At 60.7% G+C, this 15,124-nt stretch carries 19 protein-coding genes; 9 read left to right on the top strand and 10 right to left on the bottom strand.

Annotated elements, in window-relative coordinates:
* Window positions 1–87: 87 nt before the first annotated feature.
* From hisC to LOY69_RS04525, 10 genes are all read right to left on the bottom strand, one after another.
* The gene (gene hisC, locus LOY69_RS04570; protein WP_265074180.1) at window positions 88–1,140 is read right to left on the bottom strand and encodes a histidinol-phosphate transaminase; all 1,053 of its coding nucleotides are present in this window, start codon (window positions 1,138–1,140) and stop codon (window positions 88–90) included.
* 2 nt (window positions 1,141–1,142) lie between these two features.
* Window positions 1,143–2,471 (bottom strand): histidinol dehydrogenase, encoded by a 1,329-nt coding sequence (gene hisD, locus LOY69_RS04565; RefSeq protein WP_047283941.1) that lies wholly within the window; start codon window positions 2,469–2,471, stop codon window positions 1,143–1,145.
* Between the two features lie 154 nt (window positions 2,472–2,625).
* Window positions 2,626–3,261: an ATP phosphoribosyltransferase gene (gene hisG / locus LOY69_RS04560; RefSeq protein WP_016968619.1), complete on the bottom strand. Its 636-nt coding sequence runs from the start codon at window positions 3,259–3,261 to the stop codon at window positions 2,626–2,628.
* Window positions 3,262–3,390: 129 nt separating this feature from the next.
* Complete coding sequence (gene murA, locus LOY69_RS04555) at window positions 3,391–4,656, bottom strand: UDP-N-acetylglucosamine 1-carboxyvinyltransferase (protein ID WP_102861160.1); 1,266 nt, start codon at window positions 4,654–4,656, stop codon at window positions 3,391–3,393.
* A 22-nt stretch (window positions 4,657–4,678) separates the two neighbouring features.
* Window positions 4,679–4,918 carry a BolA family protein gene (locus LOY69_RS04550; protein ID WP_011059280.1) on the bottom strand — a complete coding sequence of 80 codons (240 nt, stop codon included), beginning with the start codon at window positions 4,916–4,918 and terminating at the stop codon, window positions 4,679–4,681.
* Between the two features lie 117 nt (window positions 4,919–5,035).
* Window positions 5,036–5,341, bottom strand: a complete 306-nt coding sequence (locus LOY69_RS04545; RefSeq protein WP_110653375.1) for a lipid asymmetry maintenance protein MlaB — start codon at window positions 5,339–5,341, stop codon at window positions 5,036–5,038.
* The gene (locus tag LOY69_RS04540) at window positions 5,338–5,991 is read right to left on the bottom strand and encodes a phospholipid-binding protein MlaC (RefSeq protein ID WP_102861158.1); all 654 of its coding nucleotides are present in this window, start codon (window positions 5,989–5,991) and stop codon (window positions 5,338–5,340) included. Before LOY69_RS04540 ends, LOY69_RS04545 begins: the two co-directional genes overlap by 4 nt.
* Before the next feature lie 11 nt (window positions 5,992–6,002).
* Window positions 6,003–6,470, bottom strand: coding sequence for an outer membrane lipid asymmetry maintenance protein MlaD (mlaD, locus tag LOY69_RS04535; RefSeq protein WP_011059277.1), 468 nt, complete (start codon window positions 6,468–6,470; stop codon window positions 6,003–6,005).
* Window positions 6,470–7,267 carry a lipid asymmetry maintenance ABC transporter permease subunit MlaE gene (mlaE, locus tag LOY69_RS04530; protein ID WP_102861157.1) on the bottom strand — a complete coding sequence of 266 codons (798 nt, stop codon included), beginning with the start codon at window positions 7,265–7,267 and terminating at the stop codon, window positions 6,470–6,472. Before mlaE ends, mlaD begins: the two co-directional genes overlap by 1 nt.
* Entirely contained in the window at window positions 7,267–8,076 is an 810-nt protein-coding gene (locus LOY69_RS04525; protein WP_102861156.1) for an ATP-binding cassette domain-containing protein, read from the bottom strand. The genes mlaE and LOY69_RS04525 overlap by 1 nt, the downstream gene beginning before the upstream one ends.
* A gap of 264 nt (window positions 8,077–8,340) precedes the next feature.
* Here LOY69_RS04525 and LOY69_RS04520 point away from each other — a divergent pair, with 264 nt between their 5' ends.
* The 9 genes from LOY69_RS04520 (at window position 8,341) to rapZ (ending at window position 15,122) form a co-directional block, all read left to right on the top strand.
* On the top strand, window positions 8,341–9,315 hold the full coding sequence (locus tag LOY69_RS04520; protein WP_102878376.1) for a KpsF/GutQ family sugar-phosphate isomerase: 975 nt from the start codon (window positions 8,341–8,343) through the stop codon (window positions 9,313–9,315).
* Window positions 9,315–9,839 (top strand): KdsC family phosphatase, encoded by a 525-nt coding sequence (locus LOY69_RS04515; protein WP_102861154.1) that lies wholly within the window; start codon window positions 9,315–9,317, stop codon window positions 9,837–9,839. Before LOY69_RS04520 ends, LOY69_RS04515 begins: the two co-directional genes overlap by 1 nt.
* Before the next feature lie 9 nt (window positions 9,840–9,848).
* Window positions 9,849–10,421, top strand: coding sequence for an LPS export ABC transporter periplasmic protein LptC (gene lptC, locus LOY69_RS04510; protein WP_102861153.1), 573 nt, complete (start codon window positions 9,849–9,851; stop codon window positions 10,419–10,421).
* Window positions 10,408–10,953 (top strand): lipopolysaccharide transport periplasmic protein LptA, encoded by a 546-nt coding sequence (gene lptA / locus LOY69_RS04505; RefSeq protein ID WP_102861152.1) that lies wholly within the window; start codon window positions 10,408–10,410, stop codon window positions 10,951–10,953. Before lptC ends, lptA begins: the two co-directional genes overlap by 14 nt.
* Window positions 10,953–11,678 carry an LPS export ABC transporter ATP-binding protein gene (gene lptB, locus LOY69_RS04500; RefSeq protein WP_011059270.1) on the top strand — a complete coding sequence of 242 codons (726 nt, stop codon included), beginning with the start codon at window positions 10,953–10,955 and terminating at the stop codon, window positions 11,676–11,678. Before lptA ends, lptB begins: the two co-directional genes overlap by 1 nt.
* 182 nt (window positions 11,679–11,860) lie before the next feature.
* Window positions 11,861–13,354 carry an RNA polymerase factor sigma-54 gene (locus tag LOY69_RS04495; RefSeq protein WP_102861151.1) on the top strand — a complete coding sequence of 498 codons (1,494 nt, stop codon included), beginning with the start codon at window positions 11,861–11,863 and terminating at the stop codon, window positions 13,352–13,354.
* Window positions 13,355–13,479: 125 nt separating this feature from the next.
* Window positions 13,480–13,785 carry a ribosome hibernation-promoting factor, HPF/YfiA family gene (hpf, locus tag LOY69_RS04490; protein ID WP_016966642.1) on the top strand — a complete coding sequence of 102 codons (306 nt, stop codon included), beginning with the start codon at window positions 13,480–13,482 and terminating at the stop codon, window positions 13,783–13,785.
* 12 nt (window positions 13,786–13,797) lie between these two features.
* On the top strand, window positions 13,798–14,262 hold the full coding sequence (gene ptsN / locus LOY69_RS04485; RefSeq protein ID WP_011059267.1) for a PTS IIA-like nitrogen regulatory protein PtsN: 465 nt from the start codon (window positions 13,798–13,800) through the stop codon (window positions 14,260–14,262).
* Between the two features lie 2 nt (window positions 14,263–14,264).
* A complete protein-coding gene (gene rapZ, locus LOY69_RS04480) occupies window positions 14,265–15,122 on the top strand; it encodes an RNase adapter RapZ (RefSeq protein ID WP_016966640.1) in 858 nt (285 codons plus the stop codon).
* Window positions 15,123–15,124 lie beyond the last annotated feature (2 nt).

Below are 15,124 nucleotides of genomic sequence, written 5' to 3'. Positions count from 1 at the left end.
GGGGCTGCAGCTACAAGCGGCAAGCTTGTAGCTGCAAGCGAGAGGCTCCAAGCATTGGCTCTGGGCTTCTAACTTGCAGCTTGCGGCTTAAAGCTGCACCAATCCGTCGATCAGCGCCTGGTTCTGCTCCGGCGTGCCGATGCTGATGCGCAGGAATTGGGCGATCCGTTCCTGCTTGAAGTGACGCACTATCACCCCTTGCTCACGCAGCTTGGCCGCCAGGCCGGCTGCGTCGTGCTGGGGGTGGCGGGCAAAGATGAAGTTGGCCGCCGACGGCAATACTTCAAAACCCTTGGCCTCCAACTGCGCCACCACCCACTCACGACTGTCGATCACCCGCTGGCAGGTCTTGGCAAAGTACTCGCGGTCCTCGAAGGCCGCCGCTGCCCCCACAATGGCCAGGCGATCCAGAGGGTAGGAGTTGAAGCTGTTCTTGATCCGCTCCAGGGCCTCGATCAGGTCCGGATGCCCCACCGCCAGGCCCACCCGCAGGCCGGCCAGAGAGCGCGACTTGGACAGAGTCTGGGTCACCAGCAGGTTGGGGTAGCGGTCCACCAGACTGATGGCAGTCTGGCCACCGAAGTCGATATAGGCTTCGTCCACGACCACCACCGAATCCGGGCTGGCCTGGAGGATCTGCTCCACCGCGTCCAGGGTCAGCAAGCAGCCGGTGGGCGCATTCGGGTTGGGGAAGATGATCCCGCCGTTGGGCTGGGCGTAGTCGGCCACACGGATCTGGAACTGTTCATCCAGGGGCACCGCCTGGTAGTCGATGCCGTATAGACCGCAGTACACCGGGTAGAAGCTGTAGCTGATGTCCGGGAACAGCAGCGGCTTATCCTGCTGCAGCAGGCCATGGAAAATGTGCGCCAGGACTTCGTCGGAACCGTTGCCGAGGAATACCTGATTGCCCTGCACCCCGTAATAGCGGGCCACCGCCTGCTTGAGCAGGTCGCTGTTGGGGTCGGGATACAGGCGCAGGTTGTCATTGAGCTCGGCCTGCATCGCCGCCAGGGCCTTGGGCGACGGGCCATAGGGGTTTTCGTTGGTGTTGAGCTTGACCAGCTTGGTCAGCTTGGGTTGTTCGCCCGGCACGTAGGGCACCAGGTTCTTGACGAACGGACTCCAGAATTTGCTCATGTTCATTGCCCCTGATCTTGGTCGTCGACGATGCGGTATTCGGCGCTGCGGGCGTGGGCGGTCAGCGACTCGCCACGGGCCAGCACCGAGGCGGTCCGCCCCAGCTCGGACGCGCCCTGCTCGGAGCAGAAAATGATCGACGAGCGTTTCTGGAAGTCATACACCCCCAGCGGTGAGGAGAAACGCGCAGTACCGGACGTCGGCAGCACGTGGTTCGGCCCGGCGCAGTAATCGCCCAGCGCCTCGGAGGTGTGACGGCCCATGAAGATCGCCCCGGCGTGGCGGATCTGCGGCAGCCAGGCTTGCGGGTCGGCCACCGACAACTCCAGGTGCTCGGGGGCAATGCGGTTGGCCACGTCCATGGCTTGCTGCATGTCGCGAACCTGGATCAGCGCGCCACGGCCGTTGATCGAGGTGTTGATGATTTCTGCGCGCTCCATGGTCGGCAGCAGCTTGGCGATGCTCGCCGCCACCTTGTCGAGGAACTCGGCGTCCGGGCTGACCAGGATTGCCTGGGCGTCTTCGTCGTGCTCAGCCTGGGAAAACAGGTCCATGGCGATCCAGTCCGGATCGGTCTGGCCGTCACAGACCACGAGGATCTCCGAAGGACCGGCGATCATGTCGATCCCGACCTGGCCAAACACGTGGCGCTTGGCGGTGGCCACATAGATGTTGCCTGGGCCGACCACCTTGTCCACCTGGGGCACGCTTTCGGTGCCGTAGGCCAGCGCGGCCACGGCCTGGGCGCCACCGATGGTGAACACCCGGTCAACCCCGGCGATGCAGGCAGCGGCCAGTACCAGCTCGTTGACTTCACCACGGGGGGTCGGCACCACCATCACCACCTCGGTCACGCCCGCCACCTTGGCCGGGATCGCGTTCATCAGCACCGATGACGGGTAAGACGCCTTGCCCCCCGGTACATACAAGCCGGCGCGGTCCAGCGGCGTAACCTTCTGGCCCAGCACCGTGCCGTCGGCTTCGGTGTAGCTCCAGGAGTCCTGTTTCTGCTTCTCGTGGTAGCTGCGCACCCGCGCCGCGGCCTTTTCCAGGGCTTCGCGCTGGGCCACGGTGATTCGGGTCAGGGCCAGTTCCAGGCGCTCGCGCGGCAGGATCAGGTCGGCCATGGAGGCCACTTGCAGGCCGTCGAAACGCTGGGTGAACTCCACCAGCGCCGCATCGCCGCGCTCGCGCACGGCCTTGATGATGTCCAGCACCCGCTGATTGACCGAATCGTCAGAGACACTTTCCCAGCTCAGCAGATGATCCAGATGACGGGCGAAATCCGGGTCGGCAGCGTTGAGTCGGCGAATTGCAGTCGGAGCGGTCATAGCGAAGGCCTCAATGATTGGCGAGTGCACAAAAGGGCAAGCTTGGATTTGCAAAGCTCAGGCGCCGCAAGACTACCAAGCCATCCGCGTGGGCACCTGAGCATTCTGGCTATGACGCGGATAGATGGGCGCGGCTCAAGGCCACGCATGTGAATCAGCCGCGGTGTCGCGATTCCACTGCCTTGCGCAGGGTATCGATCAACGCCTGGATACGGGCGTGCTGCATCTTCATCGATGCCTTGTTGACCACCAGGCGGGAGCTGATGGTGGCGATCAGTTCCTGGGGTTCCAGACCGTTGGCCCGCAGGGTGTTGCCGGTGTCGACCACGTCGATGATCTTGTCCGCCAGACCGATCAGCGGCGCCAGTTCCATCGAGCCGTAGAGCTTGATGATGTCGACCTGACGGCCCTGCTCGGCGTAATAACGCTTGGCGACGTTGACGAACTTGGTGGCCACGCGCAGGCGCCCCTTGGGTTCGACGGCGCCAATCGCACCGGCGGTCATCAGCTTGCACTGGGCAATCTGCAGGTCCAGCGGTTCGTACAGGCCCTGGCCGGAGTACTCCATCAGGACGTCCTTGCCGGCCACCCCGAGGTCGGCGGCGCCATGCTCGACATAGGTCGGTACGTCAGTGGCACGCACGATCAGCAGGCGAACGTCGTCCTGGGTCGTGGGGATGATCAGTTTGCGGCTCTTGTCCGGATTCTCGGTTGGCACGATGCCCGCTTCAGCCAGAAGCGGCAGCGTGTCGTCGAGGATACGGCCCTTGGACAGTGCGATGGTCAACATGAGTAACGTAAGTCCTTATGCGGCGACTGATGCCCGGACGCAAACGGCGCCAGACATGCGTCGAGCCTGAAGACAGGCTCGACGTGGAACTGATTCAGCGTTGGGCACCTCCCTGTGCCCGTCATGCAACTAGCCCGGTACGCGGCGGATCTTGGCGCCGAGCATCTGCAGCTTCTCTTCGATGCACTCGTAACCACGGTCGATGTGGTAGATGCGGTCGATCAGGGTGTCGCCTTCGGCCATCAGGGCCGAGATCACCAGGCTGGCCGAGGCCCGCAGGTCGGTGGCCATGACTGGCGCGCCCTTGAGGATCTCGGTGCCGGTAACGATCGCGGTGTTGCCTTCGACCTGGATCTTGGCGCCCATGCGGTGCAGCTCGTACACGTGCATGAAGCGGTTTTCGAAGATGGTCTCGATGACCGCGCCCGTGCCTTCGGCAATCGCGTTCAGGGAAATGAACTGCGCTTGCATGTCGGTCGGGAACGCCGGGTACGGAGCAGTACGCACGTTGACCGCCTTGGGGCGCTTGCCATGCATGTTCAGCTCGATCCAGTCGCTGCCGGTGGTGACTTCGGCGCCCGCTTCCTTGAGTTTTTCCAGAACGGCTTCAAGGATGGTCGGATCGGTGTCCTTGACCTTGACCCGGCCGCCGGTGACGGCTGCGGCCACCAGGTAGGTACCGGTTTCGATACGGTCAGGCATCACTTTGTAGATCGCCGAATGCAGACGCTCGACGCCATCGATGGTGATGGTGTCGGTGCCAGCACCGGAAATCTTCGCACCCATGGCGATCAGGAAGTTCGCCAGGTCGACGACTTCAGGTTCGCGGGCGGCGTTCTGCAGCACGCTGCGGCCCTTGGCCAGGGCAGCGGCCATCATGATGTTCTCGGTACCGGTCACACTCACGGTATCGAAGAAGAAGTTGGCACCGCGCAGGCCGCCTTCAGGCGCCTTGGCCTTGATGTAGCCGCCCTCGACATCGATCACCGCGCCCATGGCTTCCAGGCCGCGAATGTGCAGGTCCACTGGACGCGAACCGATGGCGCAACCGCCTGGCAGGGCCACTTCGGCTTCGCCGAAACGGGCAACCATCGGGCCCAGGACCAGGATCGAGGCGCGCATGGTTTTCACCAGCTCGTACGGCGCCACCAGGGTCTTGATGGTGCGTGGATCGATTTCGACGCTCAGTTTCTCGTCGATCACCGGCTCGATGCCCATGCGACCGAACAGTTCGATCATGGTGGTGATGTCGTGCAGGTGCGGGAGGTTGGCCACGGTGACCGGGCCATCGCACAGCAGGGTTGCTGCCAGAATCGGCAGCGCGGAGTTCTTGGCCCCGGAAATGCGGATCTCGCCATCAAGGCGAACGCCGCCGGTAATAATCAATTTATCCATAACAGTCTCGACGCCCTTGGGCTCAGGTGCGCTCGGCCCAGGCCGCGCGGCTGAAAAATTTCATAGTGATCGCGTGGATGCTGCCATCGGCAATCCATGGATTCAAATGGGCATAGATGCTCTGCTGACGCTTCACCGGGCTCAAGGCCGACAGTTCGTCGCTAATCACGTTCAGCTGAAAGTTGCAGCCTTCGCCCTCAACTTCTACCTGAGCTCCGGGCAGCTTTCCCTCAAGAAAGCTCTTCACTTCGTTGGCCTGCATGCTCAACCTCAATCGGCGCCCTGTGCGCGCGGGTCGGACATCATACAAAAAAGCCCCGCGCCTGCGAACCCCGCATAGCAGGACTCTGACGGGGGGCTTCTATATAGATGTGGGTTACTACGGATGGAGAAGGATCTCGGTGACCCCGGATACTTCGGCAATTTCTCGCATGTCTTCGGGCAAGGCACGAACACTCACTGCCTTGCCCAGGTCCTGGGCATCTCGCATGAAGGCCAGCAGCAGGGCCAGGCCGACACTGCTGGACTTTTCCACCGCCGAGCAATCCAGCACCAACGCCGCAGCGGCGCTGGACTTGATCAATGCCTGACCCTGCTTGCGCAGACCCGGACCGCTGCGGTAATCCAGCACACCGCTGATCAGCAACTCCCCGGCGTCCCCGAGGCGTACGGCGGACTCGCTCATTGCGCAACCTTATCTGCGGCGTCTTCGGTCACTTCCTTGGCCTTGGCCACTTCGCCGGCCCAGCCGTCGATGGTCTTGTCCAGGTTGTTGCCGTTACGCTGCATGGCATCGGCGAACTGATCACGGAACAGCTTGCCGATATTGATGCCGTTGATAATCACGTTGCGCACCTTCCACTCGTCGTTGATCTTCTCCAGGGTGTAGGACACCGGGTAGATCGCGCCGTTGTTGCCTTTGACCTGCATATCCACGCTGGTACGGGTACCGCTTTCATCCTTGGCCGGAGAAACAGTGATGCCCTGGTTGTTGTACTCCAGCAAGGCATTGCCATAGAACTGCATCAGGCTGCGCTTGAAGTTTTCCTGGAAGCGCGCCATCTGCTCCGGGGTGGCCTTGCGCGAATACTTCACGGTCATGATGCTGCGGGAGATGCCATCGGCGTCCACCACCGGACCGACAATACCGTTCAAGGCGTTGTAGAAGTCGTTCGGGCTTTGCTTGTACTTCTCTTTATTGGCCGCCAGATCCGCCAGCAGACGGGTGGTCGTGTCCTGCACCAGATCATGCGCGGAAGGCGTGCTTGCCGCATTGGCCAGCAACGGCAGGGCCGCCAGCAGGACCAACAAGCCACGTCGCAAGATAGAGATCATCGAAAAACTCCTCATTTGGCGTCTTTGCTAACGGTATTGAGCAGGAATTTACCGATCAGGTCCTCCAGCACCAGCGACGACTGGGTGTCGTGGATGGTTCCACCATCCTTGAGCAAGGCTTCTTCCCCGCCCACGCTGATACCGATGTACTTCTCACCCAACAGGCCAGCCGTCAGGATAGATGCAGTGGAGTCGGTCGGCAGATTATCCACACGCTTTTCCAGTTGCATCGTCACCCGGCCGGTGAAGCTGTCACGGTCCAGATCGATCGCTGTAACCTTGCCGATGGTCACACCGGCCATGGTCACCTTAGCTCTGACCGTCAAACCGGCGATATTGTCGAAGTAGGCGTAAAGTTTATAGGTATCGGTGCTCGCAGTCGGAGACAAGCCACTGACCCGCAGGGCAAGCAACAGCAAAGCCAGGATGCCGGCCAGCAGAAAAAGGCCGACACCGATTTCCAGGGTGCGGTTTTGCATCAGAAATCTCCAAACATCAAGGCGGTCAGAATAAAGTCCAAGCCGAGTACGGCCAACGAGGCATACACCACGGTCTTGGTAGTGGCACGGCTGATCCCTTCTGAAGTGGGCTCACAGTCGTAGCCTTGGAATACGGCGATCCAGGTCACTACAAACGCAAAAACAATACTTTTGATCACACCGTTGAGCACGTCACCGGTGAAGGTCACGCTGTTCTGCATGTTCGCCCAGTAGGAACCGTCATAGACGCCCAGCCAGTCGACAGCCACCCAGGAACCGCCCCAGATTCCCACCACGCTGAAAATCATCGCCAGCAACGGCAGGGAAATGAAGCCGGCCCACAGGCGCGGCGCAATGATGTACTTGAGTGGATCGACCCCGATCATCTCCAGGCTGGAGAGTTGCTCGGTGGACTTCATGTTGCCGATTTCCGCGGTCAGCGCCGACCCGGCACGACCGGCGAACAGCAACGCAGTCACCACCGGGCCCAACTCCCGCAGCAAGGTCAGGGCAACCATTTGCCCGACGGCCTGCTCCGAACCGTAGCTGGACAGAATGTTGAAGCCCTGCAGCGCCAGCACCATGCCGATGAAGATCCCGGACACGACGATGATCACCAGGGACATCACGCCCACCGAATGCAGTTGCTTGACCAGCAGGCCAAAGCTGCCGCCAATGCCGCCGCGCCCCAGCAACGCATGAAACAGAAACAGCGTGGAGCGCCCCAGTACCGCCAGGACATCGATGCCTGAGCGACCGAAGAGGCGAACCCTCTCGATTAGCGATATTTTGCGCATCAGCGCTTCCCCAGAAGATCTGCGCGGTAATCCGTCGCTGGAAAGTGAAACGGCACCGGGCCGTCGGGATCGCCCTTCATGAATTGACGGATACGCGGATTGTCGGAGTCCATCAGTTCGTCAGGAGTTCCCTGCCCCAATACCTGGCCATCGCCGACCACATAGAGGTAATCGGCAATGCTCGCGGTTTCCGCAAGATCGTGGGACACCACGATGCTGGTAATGCCCAGGGCATCGTTGAGCAGGCGAATCAAGCGCACCAGGACGCCCATGGCAATCGGGTCCTGGCCCACGAAAGGCTCGTCGTACATGAGAATCTGCGGGTCCAGGGCGATGGCCCGGGCCAGGGCGACCCGACGCTTCATGCCGCCGGACAGCTCGTCGGGCATCAGGTCGACGGCACCGCGCAGGCCCACCGCCTGTAGCTTGAGCAGCACGATGTCACGAATCATTTCGTCCGGCAGCTCGGTATGTACCCGCAGCGGAAAGGCCACGTTCTCGAACACGTCCAGGTCGGTGAACAGCGCGCCGCTCTGGAACAGAACGCCCATTTGCTTGCGTGCATCGAACAGATCGCTGCGCGAGAGGGTCGGCAGATTCTGGCCGTTGACCCACACTTCGCCGCTGCTGGGCCGCAATTGCATGCCCATCAAGCGCAACAGGGTGGTTTTTCCGCAGCCTGAAGGCCCCATGATGCCGGTGACCTTGCCCCGCGGAATACGGATATCCACGTTATTGAAAATGCTGCGCGTACCGCGCTTGAAGGACAGTCCCTTCAGCTCGACCGCGTAGGCGTTATCGGCACTCATCTAAACTCCTTGCGATGCAGCCTATCACTCGGACGCTTGGCTCCCTGCCGGGAGTACGTGCCCCTGGGCAGGCCGAACTGGCGGCGAACTATATCACTGCTGATACGGAGCCCCCAAGGCCGAAGCCGTGAACGTTCAGGTCCAAGACAGGCAAAATCGGAGGAATCCTAATACCGGCCAGATAAAGGCTGACGAACTTGCGTGAGGGATTTGTTCATTACCGCTATAATCGCCGCCTTTTCATCGGGCTATACGATTTCAGACATGAGCCAATCCAGCGACCTGATTCAATCAGCACAACGCACCATCCGCCTCGAACTTCAGGCCGTAGAAGGCTTGCTGCCCCATATCGATGCAGATTTCGTGCGCGCTTGCGAGATGATTCTGGCCAGTAAAGGCCGCGTGGTAGTGGTCGGCATGGGCAAGTCCGGGCACGTCGGCAACAAGATCGCCGCCACCCTGGCCAGCACCGGCACCACGGCTTTCTTTGTCCACCCGGCTGAAGCCAGTCATGGCGACATGGGCATGATCACTCGCGACGACGTGATCCTGGCCCTCTCCAACTCCGGCTCCACCAACGAAATCGTCACCCTGCTGCCCTTGATCAAGCGCCTGGGCATCCAGTTGATCAGCCTGACCGGCAACCCTGACTCGCCGCTGGCCAAGGCCGCCGACGTCAACCTCAATGTGCATGTCGAACACGAGGCCTGCCCGCTGAACCTGGCGCCGACCTCCTCGACCACTGCCGCCCTGGTCATGGGCGATGCCCTGGCCGTGGCCCTGCTGGAAGCTCGCGGGTTCACCGCCGAAGACTTCGCTTTCTCCCATCCCGGAGGCGCCCTGGGCCGCCGTCTGCTGCTCAAGGTGGAGAATGTGATGCATGAAGGCACCGAGTTGCCGCACGTGCAAAGGGGCACCCTGCTCAAGGACGCGCTCATGGAGATGACCCGCAAGGGCCTGGGCATGACCGTGATCCTGGAGGCCGATGGCCGCCTGGCCGGGATCTTCACCGACGGCGACTTGCGCCGCACCCTGGATCGCGCCATCGATATTCATCACGCCACCATCGACTCGGTCATGACCCCTCACGGCAAGACGGCACGCGCCGATATGCTGGCAGCCGAAGCCCTGAAGATCATGGAAGACCATAAAATCAGCGCCCTGGTGGTGGTGGACAAGGAAGACCGGCCGATCGGCGCCTTGAACATGCACGATCTGCTGCGCGCGGGAGTGATGTAATGAGTGCCGACCTGCTGCAACGCGGTAAAAACATCAAGCTGGCGGTTTTCGACGTCGACGGCGTACTGACCGACGGTCGCCTGTACTTCCTTGAGGACGGCAGCGAGTTCAAGACGTTCAATACCCTCGACGGCCAAGGCATCAAGATGCTCATGGCCGCCGGGGTGCAGACGGCGATCATCAGCGGGCGCAAGACCCCTGTGGTGGAGCGCCGGGCCAAGAACCTGGGGATTCCCCACCTCTACCAGGGTCGTGAAGACAAGCTGGTGGTGCTGGACGAACTTCTTGCCCAACTGGGCCTAAGCTATGAACAGGTCGCCTATCTGGGCGACGACCTGCCCGACCTGCCGGTGATCCGCCGTGTCGGCCTGGGCATGGCGGTGGCCAACGCAGCCGGCTTTGTCCGCGAACACGCCCATGGCATCACTGTAGCCCGCGGTGGCGAAGGCGCTGCCCGGGAGTTCTGCGAGCTGATCCTGCAAGCCCAGGACCGCCTTGAAGCAGCCAACGCCGCTTATTTATAGAGCCCTCCCATGCTGAGTAAAAAGATTCGCAACATCCTGATATTCGGGATCATCGCCCTGCTGTTCGCCGCGGTCGGTTACTGGAACATCAGCCCTGAGCGCTTCCTCGACAAGCCGGTAGTGCAGGTCGACGACAACGCCATCGACTATTACGTGATCAACGCTCGCAGCGTGCAGTACCTGCCTGACGGCAAGCTGCAGTACGAAATGACCTCGGACAAAGTGGAGCACGTCAAGGCCAGCGAAGTGACGCTGCTGACCAAGCCGGACCTGCAGATGTACCGCGGCACCACTTTCCCCTGGCACGTCCAGAGCGAGCGCGGCGAAGTCAATCCGGACGGCACCGAGGTCGAGCTGATCGATTCGGTACGGGTTTCCCGCACTGATGAGCGCAACCGCAACCTGCTGATCACCACCAGCCGCATGACAGTATTCCCGCAGAAGCAATATGCGCAGACCGAGCAAGCCGTTAGAATCGACGGCGCCGGCGGCGTGACTACGGCCAAGGGAATGAAAGCGTATTTGAAAGACGGCAGGATGAACCTGCTATCGAACGTAAGAGGACAGTATGAGGCTCGTTAAAACCCTCCCTATTTTGCTCAGTCTGGGCGCAGCACTGGGAAGCGTGAGCGCCTGGGCTCTGCCGAACGATAGCCAACAGCCAATCCGCATCCAGGCCGACGACGCCCAGTTGGACGATAAGAACGGCGTAGCCACCTACAAGGGCGATGTGATCATCACCCAGGGTTCGATGAAGATCACTGGCAACACCGTGACCATCACCCGAGCCCAGAGCGGCGAAATCGACGTAGTGACGTCGGTGGGCAACCTCGCCTACTTCGAGCAGCTGCAGAAGCAGACCGACCCGAAACCGGTTCAGGCCTACGCTGTGACCATCCAGTACCACGCTCAGCAGAATCGCATCGTGCTGATCGACAAAGCCAAGGTCATCAACGACGGCAACACCACCGAAGGCGAGAAGATCGTCTACGACACCGTCAAGCAAGTGGCTAACGCCGGTCGCGCCAATGGCAGCTCGGTCACCGCGCCACGTCCGCGGATCGACATGGTCATCCAGCCGAAAAAGAAAACCGACGAGCAAAAGGCCCAGTAATGGCAACTCTGAAAGCTCAGCACCTGGCCAAGAGCTACAAGAGCCGTCAGGTCGTGCGTGATGTCAGCCTGTCCATCGACAGCGGCCAGATCGTCGGCCTGCTCGGCCCCAACGGCGCCGGCAAGACCACCTGTTTCTACATGATCGTCGGCCTGGTCCAGGCCGATCAGGGCCGCGTCCTGATCGACGACCTGGATGTCAGCCACCAACCGATGCACGGTCGCGCCCGCGCCGGCATCGGCTACCTGCCACAGGAAGCCTCGATCTTCCGCAAGCTGTCGGTGGCCGACAACATCATGGCCATCCTCGAGACCCGCAAGGAACTCGACAAGGCCGGCCGTCGCCAGGAACTGGAAAGCCTGCTGCAGGAGTTCCACATCAACCATATCCGCGACAACCTCGGCATGAGCCTGTCCGGTGGTGAGCGCCGTCGCGTGGAAATCGCCCGCGCCCTGGCCACCGCGCCCAAGTTCATCCTGCTGGACGAACCCTTCGCCGGCGTGGACCCGATCTCGGTCGGCGATATCAAGCAGATCATCCACCACCTGAAGGCCAAGGGCATCGGGGTGCTGATCACCGACCACAATGTCCGCGAAACCCTGGACATCTGTGAAACCGCCTATATCGTCAATGACGGGCAACTGATTGCCGAAGGCGACTCCGAGACCATCCTGGCCAACGAATTGGTCAAGGAAGTCTACCTGGGCCATGAGTTCCGCCTGTAAAGGCTGAGGTGTCGGGCTAGATGCCAGAGCGCCAGGAACAATAAATCCCTACTGATTTTATTGTTACAGCGCTCTAGGCAAACACTTCAGTTTCAGGCATATAATTTGCTTATGTTTGGCGCTCCGGCGCCCTGTAGTGGATGGCGCATGTGCGCCGGCAAATAAGGTGTTAAGCCCCTGCCATGAAACCATCGCTAGTCCTGAGAATGGGCCAGCAGCTGACGATGACACCGCAGCTGCAACAGGCCATCCGCCTGCTCCAATTGTCGACCCTGGACCTGCAACAGGAAATCCAGGAGGCCCTGGAGTCCAACCCGATGCTCGAACGCCAGGAAGATGGCGAAGACTTCGACAACAGCGACCCCTTGGCCGACAACACCGAGTCCAAACCCAACACCGAGATTCAGGAACCCTCCTACCAGGAAACCGCCCCCACGGTGGATAACCTCGAGGAAGGCGAATGGAACGAACGCATCCCCAACGAGCTACCGGTGGACACCGCGTGGGAAGACGTCTACCAGACCAGCGCCAGCAGCCTGCCCAGCAGCGATGACGATGAATGGGACTTCACCACTCGCACATCGGCCGGCGAGAGCCTGCAAAGCCACCTGCTCTGGCAACTGAACCTGGCGCCAATGTCGGATACCGACCGCCTGATCGCCGTGACCCTGATCGATTGCATCAACAATCAGGGTTACCTGGACGAAACCCTTGAAGAGATTCTCGAGGCCTTCGATCCGGAGTTGGACATCGAGCTGGACGAGATCGAAGCCGTCCTGCACCGCATCCAGCAATTCGAGCCGGCCGGCATCGGCGCCCGCAACCTGGGTGAATGCCTGCTGCTGCAACTGCGCCAACTGCCAGCGAAAACTCCCTGGCTGAGCGAAGCCCAGCGCCTGGTCAGTGACTACATCGACCTCCTGGGTAGTCGCGACTACAGCCAGCTGATGCGCCGCATGAAGCTCAAGGAAGACGAGCTGCGCCAGGTCATCGAACTGGTGCAAAGCCTCAACCCGCGCCCGGGCTCACAGATCGAATCCAGCGAAGCCGAATACGTGGTCCCGGACGTCATCGTGCGCAAGGACAACGAGCGCTGGCTGGTGGAGCTGAATCAGGAATCAGTGCCACGCCTGCGGGTCAACGCACAGTACGCCGGCTTTGTTCGCCGCGCCGACACCAGTGCCGACAACACCTTCATGCGCAATCAGTTGCAGGAAGCTCGCTGGTTCATCAAGAGCCTGCAGAGCCGTAACGAAACCCTGATGAAAGTCGCCACTCAGATCGTCGAGCACCAACGAGGCTTCCTGGAGTACGGCGACGAAGCCATGAAACCTCTGGTTCTGCATGACATCGCTGAAGCTGTGGGCATGCACGAATCGACCATTTCCCGTGTAACCACGCAAAAATTCATGCATACCCCCCGGGGCATATATGAACTGAAATACTTTTTCTCCAGCCACGTCAGCACCTCCGAAGGCGGCGAATGCTCGTCCACGGCGATCCGCGCGATCATCAAAAAACTGGTGGCTGCGGAAAATCAGAAAAAGCCGTTGAGTGACAGCAAGATCGCTGGTTTACTGGAGGCACAAGGCATTCAGGTAGCCCGTCGTACCGTCGCCAAGTACCGCGAATCCCTTGGGATCGCGCCTTCCAGCGAACGGAAGCGGTTGATGTAGCCGCCGGGCTGGCCACAGCGTTTCAGAGTGTGTTTGAAACAGGCCGAAAGTCGGTTTCAAACGCGGTCTAGGTGGCAGGCAACCCAGCCTGTCGCGTTATGCACTGGCAACGAAGGAGAAGCTGTATGCAAGTCAACATCAGTGGACACCAACTCGAAGTGACTGAACCTCTGCGCGCTTACATCGGCGAGAAACTCGACCGGCTGGAGCGGCACTTCGACAAGATTACCAATGTGCAGGTCACCATGGCTGTCGAGAAGCTGAAACAGAAAATCGAAGCCACCCTGCACATCCACGGTGGGGAGGTCGTCGCCAATGCAGAACATGACGATATGTATGCCGCAATCGACCTGCTCACGGACAAGCTTGACCGCCAACTGAAAAAGCATAAGGAAAAGCAACTCCACCTTCTCCAAGGCACGGGTCGCTAACACTCCCCTCCCATGATCCGACTTGAAAGCATCCTGACCCCCGGCCGTTCCCTGGTGAACGTGCCGGGCGGCAGTAAAAAACGCGCCCTCGAACAAATTGCCAACCTGATCAGCCGCGAAGTGCCTGATCTGGAGATGCAGGATGTCTTCGAGAGCCTGATCGCCCGTGAAAAACTCGGTTCCACCGGTTTTGGCAACGGCATCGCCATTCCCCACTGCCGCCTCAAAGGCTGCGAGTCGCCTATCAGTGCGCTGATGCACCTGGACGCTCCGATCGATTTCGACGCCATCGACGGTGCACCCGTGGATCTGCTGTTCGTCCTCCTGGTTCCGGAAGCCGCCACCGACGCACACCTGGAACTGCTCCGGCAGATCGCCAGCATGCTCGATCGCAAGGAAGTCCGTGACCGGCTGCGCAGTGCCACCAGCAATGAAGCCTTGTATCAGGTTGTCCTGGACGAGCAAAACGGTCAGTAACCATGCGCTTGATCATTGTCAGCGGCCGCTCCGGCTCAGGTAAAAGCACCGCCCTCGATGTTCTTGAGGACCACGGCTACTACTGCATCGACAACCTTCCCGCCGGCTTGCTGCCCGAGCTGGCCGAGCGCGCTTTGATTCACACGGAACTGGCACAACCTCTGGTAGCGGTTTCCATCGACGCCCGAAACCTACCCAGCCATCTGTCGCGCTTCCCCGAGTTGCTGGAAGAAGTGCGCAGCCGGCATATCCAGTGCGACGTGCTCTATCTGGACGCCGATGAGGAAACCCTGCTCAAGCGCTTCTCGGAAACCCGACGGCGCCACCCGCTGAGCAGTGCCAATCGCTCGCTGGCTGAAGCCATCCACGATGAGACTCAACTGCTGGGGCCGATCGTCGATCTGGCCGACCTCAAGGTCAACACCACCAATCTGAACCTCTACCAATTGCGGGACACCATCAAGCTGCGCCTGCTGAACCAACCCGAACCCGGGACTGCGTTCCTGGTGGAGTCTTTCGGTTTCAAGCGCGGCATGCCGGTGGACGCCGATCTGGTGTTTGACGTGCGCTGCCTGCCCAATCCGTACTGGAAGCCCGAACTGCGCGCCCAATCCGGTCTGGACGCTCCCGTGGCCGAATACCTGGCCGCACAGCCCGATGTCGAAGAAATGTTCCAGGACATCGAAAGCTATCTGCTCAAGTGGCTGCCACGCTTCGCTGCCAGCAACCGCGCCTACGTGACCATTGCCATTGGCTGCACCGGCGGACATCACCGCTCCGTGTACCTGACCGAGCGCCTGGGCAAGGTGTTGCAAAAAACCCTGAAGAACGTCCAGGTTCGCCACCGCGACCTTAGCTGAAA

It is taken from the genome of Pseudomonas sp. B21-059, from assembly GCF_026016285.1.
GTDB lineage: Bacteria > Pseudomonadota > Gammaproteobacteria > Pseudomonadales > Pseudomonadaceae > Aquipseudomonas > Aquipseudomonas danubii.
Note: the sequence above shows the minus strand (reverse complement) of the source record. Positions and strands in the feature narration are given on the sequence as shown.